Genomic DNA, 16,898 nt, shown 5'->3' with positions numbered 1-16,898 from the left:
AGCAATCTCCGGCTTTTTTTATAACCGCTGTGCCTTGGCTTCAGCCGACGTTACGCAGCGCCTGACTTTCCTGACGCAGCACATCAATCTGGACGAACTGACCGTCCCGCTCAAAATACCAGAACGTCCAGCCATTGCAGGACGGTGCATTGGTCAGCATCGCACCCAGCTTGTGGATGGAACCGCGCTGGTTGCCCGATACGAGCGTGCCATCGGGCGTCACCGTCGCCTTGAGACGCTTCTGCCGGTCATAGAGCAATGTCCCAGCCGGAAGAGCTCCCGTCTCGACGAAGCTTCCGAACGGAATGCGCGGCATTTCGCGCTTGGCGGGCGTCGTCGCAAGCTGCTCGGATGTCAGGCGCTCTTCACGCGCCACGCGTTCCCGGGCGGCTTTGACGTAGTCCGGGTGGCGTTCGATCGCGATGTAATGACGCCCAAGACGCTTCGCCATCGCCGGGGTCGTGCCGCTTCCGCAGAACGGATCGAGCACCACGTCATTGGCATTGGTCGAGGCCACCAGCACGCGATGCAACAGGCTTTCCGGCTTCTGCGTCGGATGCAGTTTCAGGCCATGTTCATTTTTCAGACGCTCATTGCCCGTGCAGAGCGGCAGGTACCAGTCCGAACGCATCTGAAGATCATCGTTCAGGGCCTTCATGGCTTGATAGTTGAAGCGATATTTGCTCTGCGGACCGCGCGCCGCCCAAATCAGCGTCTCATGCGCATTGGTGAAGCGACGTCCGCGGAAATTCGGCATCGGGTTGGACTTGCGCCAGACGATGTCGTTCAGGATCCAGAAGCCCAGATCCTGCATGATCGCACCAAGCCGGAAGACGTTGTGATATGAGCCAATAACCCAGATCGTGCCGTCCTTGTGCAGGATACGGCGTGCTTCGCTAAGCCATTCGCGCGTAAAATTGTCGTATGTCGCGTAATTCGCGAACTTGTCCCAGTCGTCATCCACCCCGTCCACGACGGTCTCGTCCGGACGACGCAGTTCACCGCGGAGCTGCAGATTGTACGGCGGATCGGCGAAAATGCAGTCCACGCTCCCATCGGGCAGCGTCTTCATCGTTTCGATGCATTCTCCACGCAGGATCTGGTCGACGGGAAATTCACCGCTCATGCTGCGTGTGCCTCTGCTTCAATCATGTTTCGTATCGGCGCGAACCCGCGCCTGTGGTGGGGTGTCACCCCCCGGAGTTTCAGGCCCTGCATGTGCGCAGCCGTGCCGTAACCGGCATTGCGCTCCCATCCATAAGCATCATGGCGCACCGCCAGACGCGCCATCAGGCGATCCCGCGTCACTTTTGCGATGATGGAGGCTGCGGCAATGGACAGGCTGATCCCGTCTCCGCCAATCACCATTTTTATGGGACAGGGCAGCTTCGGAGCATGCTTGCCGTCCACAAGCGCCAGATCAGGCATCCGGCCCAGACGGGACAGGGCGCGACGCATGGCCAGATAACAGGCCTGAGCAATATTGATCTGCTCGATTTCCCCGACAGATGCGGCACCAATGCCGATCAGCGCCTGATCATCGGCCATCAGGACCTCATAGGCGAGCATCCGGCGCCGGGCGGTCAGTTTCTTGGAATCATCGAGAAGGGAAGAGAGGGCTTCTGAGGGCGGTGCCGTAAAGGCTACAGCAGAAGCCACCACCGGCCCCGCCAGAGGACCACGCCCAACTTCGTCGATCCCGACGACCAGCCCCCCATGGGCAGCTTCCAGGGCGTAATCCGGCATTTCTGAGCATTCTCCCCGACAGACACCCCGAAATCAGGTGACCGAATCGGTTTTGAATCATGGCGACTCGAAAGGGAAGCCTAAAAATGCATTGTTCTTCAGTTTAGTATGTCAAGTGTGGTTCGAAAGACTCTTTCCTCAGGGCTCAGAGTTCTTCCTGTTCGTCGTCCTGCCCGGAAGAGGCTGGCGGATTTGATGGCGCAGACTGGTGCATCTGCTCCTGCTGGTGCTGGAGTTCGGCCTTCATCTGCGGCAACTGGTAGATCTTCTCCGTCACATTGGCCGCAAACAGCACCAGACTGACCAGGAGCAGTGACAGACCCCGCCCGACAATCTGCCGCCGCCTCCAGAAATATCCCGGCAGGAACATCCACCACCAGAAGCCCGGCGGCGTCTGCCCGTTTTCACGGATGGAATTGCGGTCCAGCGTGAAGGCCGTGAAAAACAGGACCAGAGACATGATCGCGACAATGGAAGATGGCCCAGCCTGCTCACTGTAAGGCACCTGACGCCAGTCCAGAATCAGCAGCGTCAATCGCTGGATCAGCCATGGGCCGACAAGCACAACCCAGGCCCAGTGCTCCGAGATGCCCGTGGACAGGCGCAGCAGGCCCGTCAGCGGAGAGACAAGCCCGGCAGCACTGGCAGGACGCCAGGCCTCGCCGAACTCCGACGTCCAGACCAGCGTTTCGGGCTTGATGCGCTGCTGCATGATCAGACGCAGGATTTCTTCACGGGAAACGGGACCAACCTGCTGCCCGTTATTCTCGTAAAACCATTCCATGCAAAAAAAGCCTCCCGGATTGCTCCGGAAGGCTTCTAGCACAAAGACCCTGCGATGGTCGAAAGGCCTGTGGCTTCCTCAGGAGCTTTTGCGGCCGAACATCAGTCCGCCGACGATCATGCCCACAACCGTGGCGATCACCAGCGAGATCAGCGGACGGTCCTGAACGAATGCCGTAGCGGCTTCGAGCTTGGTCTCGCCTTCGTCATACAGATCGGCAAAGTCCTGCTGTGCCATGCCGGAAAGCTGGTCGAACTTGCCTTCGGCCTGCATCTTTGCATCGCCGGTCAGGCCGCCCACGCCGTCCTTGACCTTGCCCTTGACGTCATCCAGGAGGCCTTCAGCCTTCGTTTCAGTTGTATCAGCCATGTTGTTCTCCTTTGTCCGGATAAACCTGTGTCCGCATTCCAACGCGCAACAGGAGCATCCGGTTCCTGTCCGATATGATCCTTGAGCGGAAAAGAGACAAGCCCCGCAAATCAGTAACAGAGTGTATCATTTATGCTCATTTTGATTTTCACTATCAAAACTGAACAGGATTTAAGGTCCCGTCATGGCCGACCCGGGTCTCCTGCCTTATAGGTATGGAAACATACAGCATTGCCGCCTGAGAGCCACGCGCTCTGGTATACGGGAAAGACAGAACAACCATGGATCAGCAGACGGCCGGCTCCAGCGACCGCCTTACGAACAGCACCACCCAGTCCGCCCCGCCCCGCGCACGGTCCCGCCGTCGCTGGATCCTGTGGGCCGTTGTTCTTCTGGTCGCTCTTCTGATCCTGTTCGCGATCTTCCGCCCACACGGGACAACGCACAAGCACGGTCGTGGTGCGGCAGCCGATGGCAGCGTCCAGCCCGTCGCCGTCGCCACTGCCCATACCGGCGACATGCCCGTCATTTTCCAGGAAATCGGTACGGTCGTTCCTGTCACCAACGTAACGATCACGCCGCGCGTGAACGGCCATATCGCCGCTGTCTATTATCAGGAAGGCCAGCACGTTCATAAGGGTGACGAGCTCGAACTGATCGATCCGCGGCCTTATGAGGCCACGCTCGCCCAATATCGTGGTACGCTCGCGGCCGATATCGCGCAGCTTGAAAAGGCCCGCGTGGACAATGCCCGTTACCAGCGCCTGATCAAGCAGAACTCCACCTCGGCCATGACCGCGCGTGACCAGGAATTCACGGTGCAGCAGCTTGAAGGTCAGGTCGAGTTCGACCGCGCCAATGTGCGCAATGCCGAACTGAACGTGATGTACTGCCACATCACCGCGCCGGTCGAAGGCCGTGTCGGTATCCGTGCGCTCGACGTTGGCAACTATGTCACTGCTGGCCAGTCCGGTGGTTTGACGGTCCTCACGCAGATGCAGCCGATTTCCGTGATCTTCACGGTCCCGCAGAACCAGCTTGGCGAAGTCGCAACCCATCTGCGTGAAGCCGGCGAACTGACCGTCGAGGCCTGGAACAGCGACAATACCCAGAAACTCGCCACCGGCACCGTCAAGGCGCTGGACAGCCAGATTGATACTTCAACCGGAACGGTCCGGATGCGTGGCATTTTCGCGAACGAGGACGAACACCTCTTCCCGAACCAGTTCGTCAACCCGCATCTTCTGGTCACCACACTGCACAACGCGCTGCTCATTCCCGGCAATGCCCTGCAGACCGGTCCGGACGGACGCTTTGTCTATCGCGTCAAGTCTGACATGACCGTGGAAACCGTGCCCGTCACCGTGGGCACGACCGACAGCACGAATGCCGTAATCCAGAAGGGTCTGAGCGAAGGCGACCGCGTCGTGACTGACGGCGTCAGCCATCTGCGTCCGGGTCAGAAAGTCTCGATCCCCGATACGTCTTCGACCGCGAAACAGAATACGGAAGCCGAACAGCAGACGGCTGGCCAGCACCGCCGTCACCGTAACGGACAGCAGAGCTCCGACGCACCGCAGCAGCAGAACGACCCGTCCTCGCCCGCCGATACCGGCAATCACTGATCGCCGACCAGAACAGTAAAATTAGGGAACAGCAAGACCGTGAATCCGTCCCGCCTGTTCATCGAGCGCCCGGTTGCCACCAGCCTTCTGATGTTCGCCATCCTGCTGAGCGGCCTGCTCGGTTATCACTTCCTGGCCGTGTCAGCCCTGCCGCAGGTCGAATATCCGACGATCACGGTCTCGACCTTCTATCCGGGCGCCGGGCCGGACGTCATGAGCACGTCCGTCACAGCGCCTCTGGAAACCCAGCTTGGCCAGATGGCGGGGCTGGATCAGATGACGTCCCAGTCCTCGGGCGGTGCCTCGGTCGTGACCCTGCGCTTCGGGCTCGACATGTCGATGGACGTGGCCGAGCAGGAAGTCCAGGCGGCGATCAACAACGCCACCTCCCTGCTCCCCAGTGATCTGCCCGCGCCCCCGATCTATGCAAAGGTCAATCCGGCGGACACACCCGTCCTGACGCTCGGCATCACGTCCAAGACGCTGCCGCTTCCGGAAGTCGAGGACTACGTCAACACGCGTCTTGAACAGAAGATCAGCCAGATTTCCGGCGTCGGCCTCGTCACCCTGTCGGGTGGCAACCGCAAAGCCTACCGGATCCAGGTCAACATTCCGAAGCTGACCTCGTACGGCATCGCGATCGACACCCTGCGCACCATCATCAGCACGGTGAACGTCAATTCGCCGACCGGTACATTCGACGGCCCCAAGCGCTCCACCTCCCTGCGCATCGACGGTCAGATCCAGTCCGTCGAACAGCTCATGAACCAGGTGATCGCGTATCAGAACAACGGTCCGATCCGCGTACGCGACATTGCGACCGTCGTCGAAGGCGCAGAAAACGCACAGCTCGCCGCCTGGGCCAACCGCACGCCTGCGCTGATCCTGAACGTGCAGCGCCAGCCCGGCGCGAATGTCATCGGCGTCGTGGACAACGTGCTGCGCGTCCTGCCGCAGCTCAAGCTCGACCTGCCGCCCGGCATTGACGTCACGCCGCTAACCGACCGGACCACAACGATCCGCGCCTCGGTCAATGACGTCGAATACGAACTCGCGCTGGCCATGCTGCTGGTCGTGGGCGTGATCTTCGTGTTCCTGCGGAATGTTCCGGCGACGATCATTCCCAGCCTCTCCGTCCCGCTGTCGCTGATCGGCACGCTGGCGGCGATGTATCTGCTGGGCTTCTCGCTCGACAATCTCTCGCTGATGTCCCTGACCATTGCGACCGGCTTCGTGGTCGATGACGCCATCGTGGTGATCGAGAACATCGCGCGTTATGTCGAGGCCGGCGAGGACCGCTATACCGCAGCACTCAAGGGTGCGGGTGAAATCGGCTTCACCATCATCTCGCTGACGGTCTCGCTGATCGCCGTGCTGATCCCGCTGCTATTCATGAAGGATGTCGTCGGGCGTCTTTTCCATGAATTCGCAATGACGCTCTCCATCACGATCATCATTTCCGCCGTCGTCGCCCTGACGCTGGTGCCGATGATGTGCGCGCGCCTGCTCTCAGATACGCATGCGCCGTCCACAAAGAACACGCTCTGGAGCCGTCTGTCCAACAGCACCGAACGCGGCATCAATGCACTGATCGCAGGCTATGGCCGCTGGCTCGACGTCGTGCTGCGCTTCCGTGTTACCACCCTGCTCGTCACGCTGGGGACGATCGTTCTGACCGGTGTGCTGGCCTGGACCATTCCCAAGGGCTTCTTCCCGACACAGGATACCGGTGTCATCCAGGGCATCTCCGTGATGTCGCAAGCCATTTCGTTTGAAGGCATGAAGGAGCGTCAGGCCGCCCTTGGAGACGTAATCCTCAAGGATCCGGACGTCGCCAGCATCTCGTCCTTTGTTGGGATCGACGGCCAGAACATGACGCTGAATGTCGGCCGCTTCCTGATCAACCTCAAGCCGCGTGAACAGCGGACGAGCGACCTTCAGACGATCCTGCGCCGCCTCTCTTCCGTCGGGCAGCAGGTGATCGGCGCCGAACTCTATGTCCAGCCGATCCAGGATCTATCGCTGGATTCCTCGATTTCCGCCACGCAGTACCAGTTCATGCTGGAAAACCCGGATTACGACACCTTTAAGACCTGGGTGCCGAAATTCGTGGATGCGCTGCGCAAGGAACCGTCCCTGACGGATGTGACGTCCGATCTTCAGGCCGAGGGACTGGTCGCGCAGCTCTCGCTCGACCGTCCGACAGGCGCGCGGTACTCCATCACGCCGCAGACGATCGACAATCTTCTGTATGACAGCTACGGCCAGCGCCAGATCACCACGATTTACACGCAGTCCAACCAGTACCGCGTCATTCTGGAAGCCGATCCGAAGCTCCAGACCGATCTGACCTCCCTGAGTCAGCTTTACCTGCCGGGCATCTCGTCCGAAGCCGGTAGCAGCACATCGGGTCCGACGCGCCAGCCGACATCCGGCCTCGTGCCGCTGTCACAGGTGACGACGATCACCCATGCGCTCTCCCCGCTGCTGATCAGTCATTACGGACAGTTTCCGGCTACGACCGTCTCGTTCAACGTGGCCAATGGCTATTCGCTGGGCACCGCGACCAACGCCATTGAGCGCGTGGAAAAGCAGATCGGCCTGCCGCCCGAGTTCCAGACCGCCTTCCAGGGCACGGCCGCGGCCTTCCGCTCGTCGCTGTCCAACGAAGTCTGGCTGGTCATGGCGGCCGTGATCGCGGTCTATATCGTGCTGGGCATTCTCTATGAGAGCTACGTCCATCCGATCACGATCCTCTCCACCCTGCCTTCGGCTGCCATTGGTGCACTGATCGGGCTCTATCTGTTCGGGATGGATCTCGACATCATGGGCATCATCGGCATCGTGCTGCTGATCGGTATCGTGAAGAAGAACGCCATCATGATGATCGACTTCGCACTCGAAGCCGAACGTCTGGAAGGCCATACGCCCCTTGAATCCATCAAGCGCGCGGCCATGCTCCGTTTCCGTCCGATCCTGATGACCACGCTGGCCGCCCTGTTCGGCGCCCTGCCCCTGCTGCTTGGCACGGGTGTCGGCTCCGAACTGCGTCGTCCGCTGGGTGTGGCCATCGTTTTCGGTCTGATGATGTCGCAGCTTCTGACCCTGTTCACCACGCCGGTCATCTATCTGTTCATGGATGAACTCGGCACGCGGAGCCGTGCCTTCATCAAGCGCCATCGCCGCAGCAGCCCCCCTTCGCCGAACCAGCCCTCCAACCCCCAGACAGGCGCTCCGTGAATCTGGTCCGCCTCTTCGTTCTGAGGCCCGTTGGCACGACGCTGATGGCCGTGGCCCTCGTGATCGGCGGCATCATGGGGTATTTCGCCCTTCCGGTCGCCGATCTGCCGAACGTGGATTTCCCGGTCATCATGGTGACCGCGAACCAGCCCGGCGGCTCCCCGTCCGAAATCGCGAGTACGATTGCCGGACCTCTGGAGCGGCATCTCGGCGCGATTTCCGGCGTGACCGAGATGACGTCGGAATCCACGGTCAACCAGACGCGCATCACACTGCAGTTCGATCTGTCGCGAGACATCAATGGCGCGGCGCGTGACGTGGAAGCGGCGCTGCAAGGCGCGCGGCAGGATCTGCCCACGACCCTGCGCAGCAACCCGACCTATATGAAGGCGAACTCGAACGGCCCGCCCGTTCTTGCGCTGACGCTGACCTCCAGCACCCGGACGCCGCAGGAACTCTACGATTTCGCCAGCAATATCCTCATCCCGCAGCTCAGCCAGATCGAAGGCGTGGGGAATGTGGACATCCGTGGAGCCTCGCTGCCGGCTGTGCGGGTCGAGATCAATCCGCTGCGGCTGTTCCGTTACGGGATCGGGTTCGAGGATCTCCGCGCTGCCCTGGCGTCCGCCAATGCGCATACGCCCAAGGGCTTTGTGGACGCCAATGGCGCGCGCATGATGCTCTCCACCAACGATCAGGCCACGAAAGCGGAGGAATACCGCGACCTGATCATTGCCTATCGCGACAGCCAGCCCGTCCGTCTCACGGATGTTGCGGAGGTCAATGACGGCGTCGAGGATCTGCGTCAGGCTGGCTATCTCAACGGTCAGGCTGCCATTATCTGCACCGTGTTCACGCAGGGCGGCGCCAACGTCATCAAGACGATCGACGGGATCCGCACCCGCCTGCCCGTGCTGCAGTCCGCCCTGCCCGGCAACACGAACATCTCGATCCTGATCGACCGTTCCAAGACGATCCGGGCCTCGCTGGACGACACGAAACAGACGCTCATCATCGCGGTCGTCCTCGTGGTGGCAGTCGTCCTGCTATTCCTGCGCAGCCTGTCGGCGATCATGGTACCGGCGATCGTGGTGCCGGTCTCGATCATCGGCACGTTCGGCGTCATGTCGCTGATGGGATACCAGCTCGACAACATGTCGCTGATGGCCCTGACCATCTCCACGGGCTTCGTGGTCGATGATGCCATCGTGGTGCTGGAAAACATCGCCCGCTACATGGAGATGAGTTACGGGCGGCAGGAAGCCGCCATCAAGGGCACGACCGAGGTCGCTTTCACCGTCATTTCGATCACTGTCTCGCTGATCGTCGTTTTCGCCCCGATCATGCTCATGGGTGGCATTGCCGGTCGTCTGTTCCACGAGTTCGCGATGACCATGGTCATCACGCTCTGCATCTCCCTGGTGCTGTCCCTGACGCTGACGCCCATGATCAGCGCCCAGCTCCTGACCCATTCGGACGATAACGGGCCCGGTTTCTGGAAAAAGGTTGGCCGGTTCTGTGAGCGCATGATCAATGCCACCACGACAGGCTATGGCAGATCGCTGGACTGGGCGCTGGGTCATCAGTTCCTGATTGCATTGTCCCTGCCCGCTACTCTGGTACTCGCGGGCGTGTTGTTCGTGAAAATGCCCAAGGGCTTTTTCCCGTCCGAGGACACCGGGCAGATCATGGGCCGCATAGTCGCTGACCAGTCGATCTCCTTTCAGGCGCTGCAGAAAATCGTGGTCAAGGCCATGAAGGTCATCGCATCCGACCGCGACGTCGTTGGCGTCATGGGTGGCGTGGGCGGGCGTTCGGCAAACTCTGCCAACGTTTTTGTGGCTCTCAAACCCAAATCCGAACGGACGGACGATCTCGCCACCACCATCCAGCGCCTGACCCGCAAGTTCTCCCATACCCCCGGCGCCCAGTTGCGCCTGATGGCACCGGGCAGCGTGCGGACGGGCGCGCGCTCCGGCGATGGCGCCTACCAGTATTCGCTGGAAGGTGCATCCGCCGAAGATCTGTTCGAATGGACGCCCAAGATCGTGGCCGCGCTCTCGAAACTGCCGCAGCTCATGGACGTGACCTCGAACGTGGAACAGGGCGGACAGGGCATCAACATCGCCATCAACCGCGATACGGAAGCGCGCTATTCCGTCACGCCGCAGCTGATCTCCAACACGCTCTATGATGCCTTCGGCCAGCGCGCCGCTTCCATCATCTACGGCAATCTCAACCAGTACCGCGTCGTCATGGAAGCGGCCCCGCGCTACTGGCAGGACCCGTCGATGCTGGAGCAGATGTGGGTCAGCATTTCCGGCGGGACAGCAGCAGGCGGCACAGCCTCCAACAACATCCGTGTCAAAGCGGCGACCACGGCCACCACCCTGTCCCAGAGTGAAATCTCCTACCAGAACTCGGTCGCCAATGCGCTTGCCGGCGGCAAGTCGGCTTCGAGCGGTTCGGCTGTTGCGACAAGCGCGGCCACGATGGTTCCGCTCTCCGTTGTCTCGCGCCAGCGCAACACGAATACGGCGCTGACGGTCAGCCATCAGGGACAGTTCGTCGCTACAACCATTTCCTTCAATCTGGCGCCGGGCGTCTCGCTCGGGCCGGCCGTTGATGCCGTTCAGTCAGCCATGGTCAAGCTTCATGTACCCTCGGACATTCACGGCGGGTTTGCCGGCAATGCGGCCGCCTTCCAGCAATCGGCCAGCAGCGAGATCCTGCTGATCCTAGCTGCTCTGGCCGCGGTCTATATTGTTCTCGGCATTCTGTATGAGAGCCTGATCCATCCCCTGACGATCCTCTCGACCCTACCTTCCGCAGGCGTGGGCGCCATTCTTGCGCTTCAGATCTGCGGGGAAGAGTTTTCGCTGATGGCGATGATCGGTGTCATTCTGCTGATCGGCATCGTCAAGAAAAACGCCATCATGCTGATCGACTTCGCCCTGGTGGCACAGCGCGAGGGGATGTCGGCCATGGATGCCATCCGCCAGGCCAGCCATCTGCGTTTCCGTCCGATTCTCATGACCTCGCTGGCCGCGGCTTTTGGTGCCGTGCCGCTGATCATCGGCAATGGTTACGGCTGTGAGCTGCGGCGTCCGCTCGGCATTGCCATCCTTGGCGGCCTCGTGGTCAGCCAGCTTCTGACGCTCTACAGCACCCCCGTCATTTTCCTGTATCTCGACCGGTTCGGGCGCGCCATGGGCCGTCTGCGGGCCCATCTCGCCTCCTTCTTCCATCTTTCATCCCGGGAAACACAGTCCTGATGACCGCCCTCCGTAAGTCTACCCTGCGCAATTCCCTGCTGGGGGCAGCAACCCTGCCTTTCCTGAGCGGCTGCATCGGCGGCATGGTCGGGCCGAATTATCATCGCCCGAAGGCCATCATCTCTGAGAAATTCAAGGAAGCCCCGCCACCGCCGGGTTGGCAAATGGCCGCGCCGGACCTTGCAAAAATGCCCAAGGGTGACTGGTGGACGGTCTTTAATGACCCCGTTCTGAACGATCTTGAAGAGCGTGTTGCCAAGTCCAACCAGAGCCTGAAGGAATACGAGGCGCAGTACCGCAAGGCTGCCGCGACGATTGATTCGATCCGTGCCCAGCTTTTCCCGACCCTCAGCGGCAAGTTCAGCTTCAACCGGTATGCGCAGGGCAGCAGCGCCCAGAACACGAGTGGCGGCTTCACCTACACCTCCACGCAGTCCTACACCACGAACACCTGGACAACCGGGCCGTCCGCAAGCTGGACCGTGGACGTCTGGGGCATGATCCGTCGTCAGGTCCAGGAACAGGTCGCCGCAACACAGGCGGATGCAGCGCTCGTTGCGAATATGCGCCTGTCCTATCAGCTTCAGCTGGCTCAGGACTATTTTGATCTGCGCTATCAGGACAGTCTGATTGCGCTCTATGCCCGCAATGTGGATCTGTATCGCCACAATCTGGAAATTCTCCAGAACCAGCTTGATGCCGGCGTTGCGGATCCGACAAGCGTTCTGCAGGCCCGTTATCTGCTGCAGTCCACGCAGGCCAATCTGGCAAACGCTCATATCGCGCGGGCGGAATACGAACATGCCATTGCAATGCTGACAGGCCGCGCACCGGCAGAACTTACGCTACCCCCCTCGCCGCTCCCCGCGACGATCCCGGCCGCACCTGTCGCCGTACCCTCCATGCTGCTGGAACGCAGGCCGGATGTGGCGCAGGCCGAACGCAACATGGAAGCCTATAACGCAGAGATCGGTTACGAAATCGGTGCTTTCTTCCCGCAGGTCACCCTCTCCGCATCCTATGGCTATAGCGGCAATCCGCTCCAGCAGCTGATCCAGACGGCAACGCGGACATGGAGCCTCGGTGCTGCGGCAACGGAAACCATTTTCGAAGGGGGCTCACGTTCCGCCGCTGTCCGCAGTGCCGAAGCAGATTACGACAATGCCGTTGCTACCTACCGCCAGACCGTTCTGGCCGCACTTCAGGATACCGAAGACCAGATGTCGGGGCTGCATTATCTCGATCAGCAGCTGGCTCTGCAGAACGCGGCGGTAAAATCTGCAGAGGAAGCGGTTCAGGTCTCGATGAACGAGTATCTTGCCGGAACCCAGATCTACACCACGGTCATCACTGCCGAGCAGAACGCCCTACAGTATCAGGAAACGCAGCTCAGCGTACGCCAGCAGCAGTTCCTGGCCGAGGTCAAACTCATCACGGATCTGGGCGGCGGCTGGACCACCCAGCAGCTTCCCAGCAAAGGCTCGCTCCAGACGGACAACCCTTTCCTCCCCTCCTTCATCCAGAGGGACAAGAACGGGAACTGAACAACAAAAAAGGGCGGGGCCATTGGCACCCGCCCTTTTCACATCAACCCTGCGTCATGCCCTCAGAGAGCGTGCAGCCCCGCAACACCTGCGAGAATGGCAAGCACGGCCAGCACGAGGAAGACGATGAAGAACAGCTTGGCGATGCCTGCGGTCGCGGCTGAAATACCAGAGAAGCCGAAAACACCGGCAATGATGGAAATGATAAAGAAAACAATCGCATAGTGCAGCATGACGCAGGCTCCTCGCCCAAGAGTTCGTGGTCATGTCGTAACGTGAGCAACCTGCAGAAGTTTAATTTCCTCGAAAAAGTCGCTTTCCCAGCAAGAGACCAAGGAAAAACGAAACCAGAAGCCACAGGAGCGGCTGATCCACCATCAGATCGCTGACAAGTGCTCCCGTTTCTCTTGCCGCACCAGAAATTTTTTCTCCAAACTCACATTTCGAAAAACAGCAGGCAGGTTCGTCCTGCACCCGGCCTACACCGGCTTCGAGATAACGCTCCAGATCGGCGTCCATAGGTCTTCTCCTTGATATGACAGGTCCCAAACGCAGGAAGGGGCAGCCCGATGCCGGACTGCCCCTTCCTTTTACATCCTCAGAGCGATGATGCGATGCTCTGGATCAGTGACCGACCACAGGACCGCTTTCGCCCCGTGCTGCAGCTTCTTCGCTGTAGCGACGTGCTTCCGGCGAAATGGTCAGAGCCATCGTCATGCCGGCAGAAGCCAGATAGATCACGGCAAAGGTCCAGATCACATACTGCATGCCCGGACCGAAGACGGCTTCACAACCAGCTACGACTGCCGGACCAACCCAGGTGGATGCACCAGCACCCAGACCCAGAATAGACAGTGCAGCAGCTTTCTCACGCGGGCAGATCTGCGGCATCAGGCCGGACAGCGGAACGAATGCTGCCACGGTCGCGCCATAAAAGATGCCTGCGGCGGCCACGGCCCAGAAGTTTCCGGGGAACCACAGCGGCACATAATAGAACAGCGGAATGGCGATAAAGCCACCGATACCACCAAACACAGCAACGACGAACCGGTGCCCGAGGCTGTCGGCAACCATACCAGAGACAAGGTTGAACAGGATGTTGCTCAGGAAGATGAGCGACAGCAGGTTCAGCCACTGGCCAAGGGAAAACCCGAGATGGTCGACGAAGAATGCCGGCATGATCGCCAGGAACGCATATTCCGAAGACGTGTCGATCACACGGACGATACCGGCAATCAGCGTCTTGGGCTCACGCCACATGATGCTCATGGACCCGAAGAAAATGTCCTTGGTCGGAACATGGTCTGGCAGAAGACGCTTCTTGCCAGTCGGCTCATGCGTGAACAGCAGGGCGACAAGGCCACCGATGATCACCAGTCCAAGCGAGCACCAGAAGGTCCGGAGTTCGCCGATCTGCGGAATGGCAAAACGGGCGAACTGCGAGCCAAGCGTCGGCAGACCTGCGGAAAAGGAGAACCAGAACCAGCCGGCAGCCGAACCCAGCATGGCGGTCGGCGTGGCGGCGGCGATCCAGACAAGGAAGCCATACGCAAAGAGCGGATAGGCAAAACCGCGAAGCGTATAGAAAAGCAGGATCATCGGTCCGCTGTTGGGTCCAAGACCCAGGGACAGGAAGCCTACTTCAAGAATGGACCACAGAATGAGACCAAGCCACATGACTTTCTTCGGTCCCATGAGATCCGACAGGGGACCGGAGAACCAGGCGGCGATCATCACGGTGATACCGTAGAACGTGAACATTTCGTTCACGAAACCCTGCGTGTGGCCGTGATGAAGCATGTAGGTATCGAGATACCCTGCCTCCACACCATCGCCGACCATGAACAGGAGCTGCCCCACAAATGCCCAGAACAGGGCTCTGGGTATCCCAAGGGTTTCCGCAAGCCCGTGCTTGGGGGGGGAAGATTCGGACATTATAACGCTCTCCAAACGCTGGACGCATCACGAACCCATCCAGGCCTCATTGCCGGGATACATATTCGATGCGTCGTGGCAGGCCCTACGAGAGTGCTCGGACCTGTTTCTCAGAATTGTGCAGACCCAACGCGGAGAACGAAGGAACGTTCTCCAAAAGGGTACGAACCGCTCCTGAAGAAAGAGCGGACATTCAGGCTGTCTCCGGATGGAGACAGGAAAGATTCTGCAAAGAGTGATGAGTGCATACCACACAACATCGTGGCAAAGAAACCACGAATCAAAAAAGGCCGGAGCATTCCTGCCCCGGCCTCTTCCGAATTCCTGAAAAACAGGAGCCTCAGGCGGCTTCCTGCTCTTCTGCAACGTTCTGCTTCGGTCCGCTGTCCTGGCCCTTGGCAGAAACATCACGATCGACCAGCTCGATCACGGCCATATCGGCATTGTCGCCATAACGAACGCCAGCCTTCAGGACGCGGGAGTAGCCACCGGCACGTCCCTTGTAGCGCTCGGCAACAGCCGAGAACAGCTTGGTCACGACAGCGTCGTCACGCAGCTGGGCGAAAGCCTGACGACGAGCGTGCAGGTCGCCGCGCTTGCCGAGCGTGATCAGCTTTTCGACGACCGGGCGAAGTTCCTTCGCCTTCGGCAGCGTCGTCGTGATCTGCTCGTGCTTGATGAGAGCCACGGCCATGTTGCGGAACATGGCAGCGCGGTGAGAAGAGGTGACGTTGAGCTTACGCCCGCTCACACCATGACGCATTGCTAGTTTTCCTTACCTTGAAAGTTCTCAGAACGTCTCGTCGAGACGCTTGGCCAGATCCTCGATGTTCTCGGGCGGCCAGGCCGGGACGCTCATGCCGAGCGACAGCCCCATACCGGTGAGAACTTCCTTGATCTCGTTGAGCGACTTGCGCCCGAAATTGGGCGTACGGAGCATTTCCTGTTCGGACTTCTGCACCAGATCGCCGATATAGACAATGTTGTCGTTCTTGAGGCAGTTGGCGCTACGCACCGACAGCTCGAGCTCGTCAACCTTGCGGAGAAGATTGCGGTTGAACGGCAGGTCATCCTGCGGCTCTTCATGCTGGACCGGACGCGGCTCATCGAAGTTGATGAACAGCTGCAGCTGATCCTGAAGAATCCGGGCTGCAAGAGCCAGGCTGTCTTCGGGCGTCACCGCACCATTGGTCTCGACCGTCAGAAGCAGCTTGTCATAGTCAGTGACCTGACCGACACGCGTCTGCTCGATCTTGTAGGACACGCGGCGCACCGGCGAGTAGATCGCATCGATGGGAATCAGGCCAATCGGGGCATCTTCCGGACGGTTTGCTGCTGCTGCAACATAGCCCTTGCCCATATTGACAGTGAATTCCATGCCGAGCTTCACGCCGTCATCGAGCGTGCAGATCACGAGATCGGGATTCATGATCTCGATGTCATGACCCGCCTGGATCTGGCCAGCCGTCACTTCACCCGGGCCCGTGGCCGTCAGGATCATGCGCTTCGGGCCTTCACCATGCATACGCAGGGCGAGCTGCTTGACGTTCAGGACAATGTCCGTGACGTCTTCGCGAACACCCGGCACAGCGGAGAACTCATGCAGCACGCCATCGATCTGGATGGCGGTCACGGCAGCGCCCTGCAGCGACGACAGGAGAATACGACGCAGTGCGTTACCGAGCGTCATGCCGAAGCCGCGTTCCAGAGGCTCGGCCACGACAGTGGCGATGCGCGAGGCAACCGGTCCGGGCTCGACTTCAAGCTTCTCCGGCTTGATGAGGGACTGCCAGTTTTTCTGGAGAACCAAGGTCGTGGCCTTTCAAACAACGAAGCACGCCAAGGGAAATTGGCGGCACCTGGGCCCGCACCAGAGGTGCGGCAAAAGATGCAATCACTTACAGATGCTGCGTATCGCGCACGATACGCAGCAAAGCATCACTCAGACGCGACGACGCTTCCGGGGACGGCAGCCATTGTGCGGCACGGGCGTCATGTCGCGGATGGACGTAATGTTGAACCCTACGGCCTGAAGGGCACGGAGAGCGCTTTCACGCCCCGAACCCGGACCGGAGACCTCGATCTCAAGCGTTTCCATGCCATGCTCGCGTGCCTTGCGGCCGGCATCTTCTGCAGCGACCTGAGCAGCATACGGCGTGGACTTACGGGAGCCTTTGAACCCCTGCGCACCCGACGACGACCAGGCAATCGCGTTGCCCTGTGCGTCAGAAATGGTGATCATGGTGTTGTTGAACGTGGAAAGCACGTGAGCAACACCGGAAATGATATTCTTGCGTTCCTTTTTACGGATACGCGGAGCAGCGGCCTTGGCCATGAGAGAGGTCGTCCTAAAAGTTTAACGAAAAACGTCGATGAAGAT

14 protein-coding genes are annotated in these 16,898 nt (G+C 59.9%); 4 read left to right on the top strand and 10 right to left on the bottom strand.

Features of this window, described 5'->3' with window-relative positions; translation table 11 throughout:
- Nucleotides 1-40: 40 nt before the first annotated feature.
- The 4 genes from HKD24_RS03450 to HKD24_RS03435 all read right to left on the bottom strand — a co-directional run bounded on the left by HKD24_RS03450 (nucleotide 41) and on the right by HKD24_RS03435 (nucleotide 2,899).
- A complete protein-coding gene (locus tag HKD24_RS03450; protein WP_194259014.1) occupies nucleotides 41-1,126 on the bottom strand; it encodes a site-specific DNA-methyltransferase in 1,086 nt (361 codons plus the stop codon).
- Nucleotides 1,123-1,746: a ribonuclease HII gene (locus tag HKD24_RS03445; RefSeq protein WP_194259013.1), complete on the bottom strand. Its 624-nt coding sequence runs from the start codon at nucleotides 1,744-1,746 to the stop codon at nucleotides 1,123-1,125. Before HKD24_RS03445 ends, HKD24_RS03450 begins: the two co-directional genes overlap by 4 nt.
- 145 nt (nucleotides 1,747-1,891) lie before the next feature.
- The gene (locus tag HKD24_RS03440) at nucleotides 1,892-2,530 is read right to left on the bottom strand and encodes a DUF4339 domain-containing protein (protein WP_194259012.1); all 639 of its coding nucleotides are present in this window, start codon (nucleotides 2,528-2,530) and stop codon (nucleotides 1,892-1,894) included.
- A 78-nt stretch (nucleotides 2,531-2,608) separates the two neighbouring features.
- Nucleotides 2,609-2,899: a CsbD family protein gene (locus HKD24_RS03435; protein WP_062509635.1), complete on the bottom strand. Its 291-nt coding sequence runs from the start codon at nucleotides 2,897-2,899 to the stop codon at nucleotides 2,609-2,611.
- Between the two features lie 281 nt (nucleotides 2,900-3,180).
- On the opposite strand from HKD24_RS03435, the gene HKD24_RS03430 reads away from it, so the two are divergent.
- The 4 genes from HKD24_RS03430 to HKD24_RS03415 are packed head-to-tail and all read left to right on the top strand — an operon-like array spanning nucleotide 3,181 to nucleotide 12,583.
- Entirely contained in the window at nucleotides 3,181-4,524 is a 1,344-nt protein-coding gene (locus HKD24_RS03430; protein ID WP_194259011.1) for an efflux RND transporter periplasmic adaptor subunit, read from the top strand.
- Between the two features lie 39 nt (nucleotides 4,525-4,563).
- Nucleotides 4,564-7,764, top strand: a complete 3,201-nt coding sequence (locus HKD24_RS03425; protein ID WP_194259010.1) for an efflux RND transporter permease subunit — start codon at nucleotides 4,564-4,566, stop codon at nucleotides 7,762-7,764.
- The gene (locus HKD24_RS03420; protein WP_194259009.1) at nucleotides 7,761-11,039 is read left to right on the top strand and encodes an efflux RND transporter permease subunit; all 3,279 of its coding nucleotides are present in this window, start codon (nucleotides 7,761-7,763) and stop codon (nucleotides 11,037-11,039) included. Before HKD24_RS03425 ends, HKD24_RS03420 begins: the two co-directional genes overlap by 4 nt.
- A complete protein-coding gene (locus tag HKD24_RS03415) occupies nucleotides 11,039-12,583 on the top strand; it encodes an efflux transporter outer membrane subunit (protein ID WP_194259008.1) in 1,545 nt (514 codons plus the stop codon). Before HKD24_RS03420 ends, HKD24_RS03415 begins: the two co-directional genes overlap by 1 nt.
- A gap of 62 nt (nucleotides 12,584-12,645) precedes the next feature.
- On the opposite strand, the gene HKD24_RS03410 is transcribed toward HKD24_RS03415, so the two are convergent.
- The 6 genes from HKD24_RS03410 to rpsK all read right to left on the bottom strand — a co-directional run bounded on the left by HKD24_RS03410 (nucleotide 12,646) and on the right by rpsK (nucleotide 16,853).
- Complete coding sequence (locus tag HKD24_RS03410; RefSeq protein ID WP_011251938.1) at nucleotides 12,646-12,816, bottom strand: DUF1328 domain-containing protein; 171 nt, start codon at nucleotides 12,814-12,816, stop codon at nucleotides 12,646-12,648.
- Between the two features lie 61 nt (nucleotides 12,817-12,877).
- Nucleotides 12,878-13,102 (bottom strand): hypothetical protein, encoded by a 225-nt coding sequence (locus HKD24_RS03405; protein ID WP_194259007.1) that lies wholly within the window; start codon nucleotides 13,100-13,102, stop codon nucleotides 12,878-12,880.
- A gap of 105 nt (nucleotides 13,103-13,207) precedes the next feature.
- Nucleotides 13,208-14,518, bottom strand: coding sequence for an MFS transporter (locus HKD24_RS03400; RefSeq protein WP_194259006.1), 1,311 nt, complete (start codon nucleotides 14,516-14,518; stop codon nucleotides 13,208-13,210).
- A 340-nt stretch (nucleotides 14,519-14,858) separates the two neighbouring features.
- Nucleotides 14,859-15,281 (bottom strand): 50S ribosomal protein L17, encoded by a 423-nt coding sequence (rplQ, locus tag HKD24_RS03395; RefSeq protein WP_062502141.1) that lies wholly within the window; start codon nucleotides 15,279-15,281, stop codon nucleotides 14,859-14,861.
- 27 nt (nucleotides 15,282-15,308) lie between these two features.
- Entirely contained in the window at nucleotides 15,309-16,328 is a 1,020-nt protein-coding gene (locus HKD24_RS03390) for a DNA-directed RNA polymerase subunit alpha (protein WP_011251942.1), read from the bottom strand.
- Nucleotides 16,329-16,460: 132 nt separating this feature from the next.
- Complete coding sequence (gene rpsK, locus HKD24_RS03385) at nucleotides 16,461-16,853, bottom strand: 30S ribosomal protein S11 (RefSeq protein WP_011251943.1); 393 nt, start codon at nucleotides 16,851-16,853, stop codon at nucleotides 16,461-16,463.
- Nucleotides 16,854-16,898: the final 45 nt, after the last annotated feature.

This window comes from Gluconobacter vitians, assembly GCF_015244565.1.
GTDB lineage: Bacteria > Pseudomonadota > Alphaproteobacteria > Acetobacterales > Acetobacteraceae > Gluconobacter > Gluconobacter vitians.
Note: the sequence above shows the minus strand (reverse complement) of the source record. Positions and strands in the feature narration are given on the sequence as shown.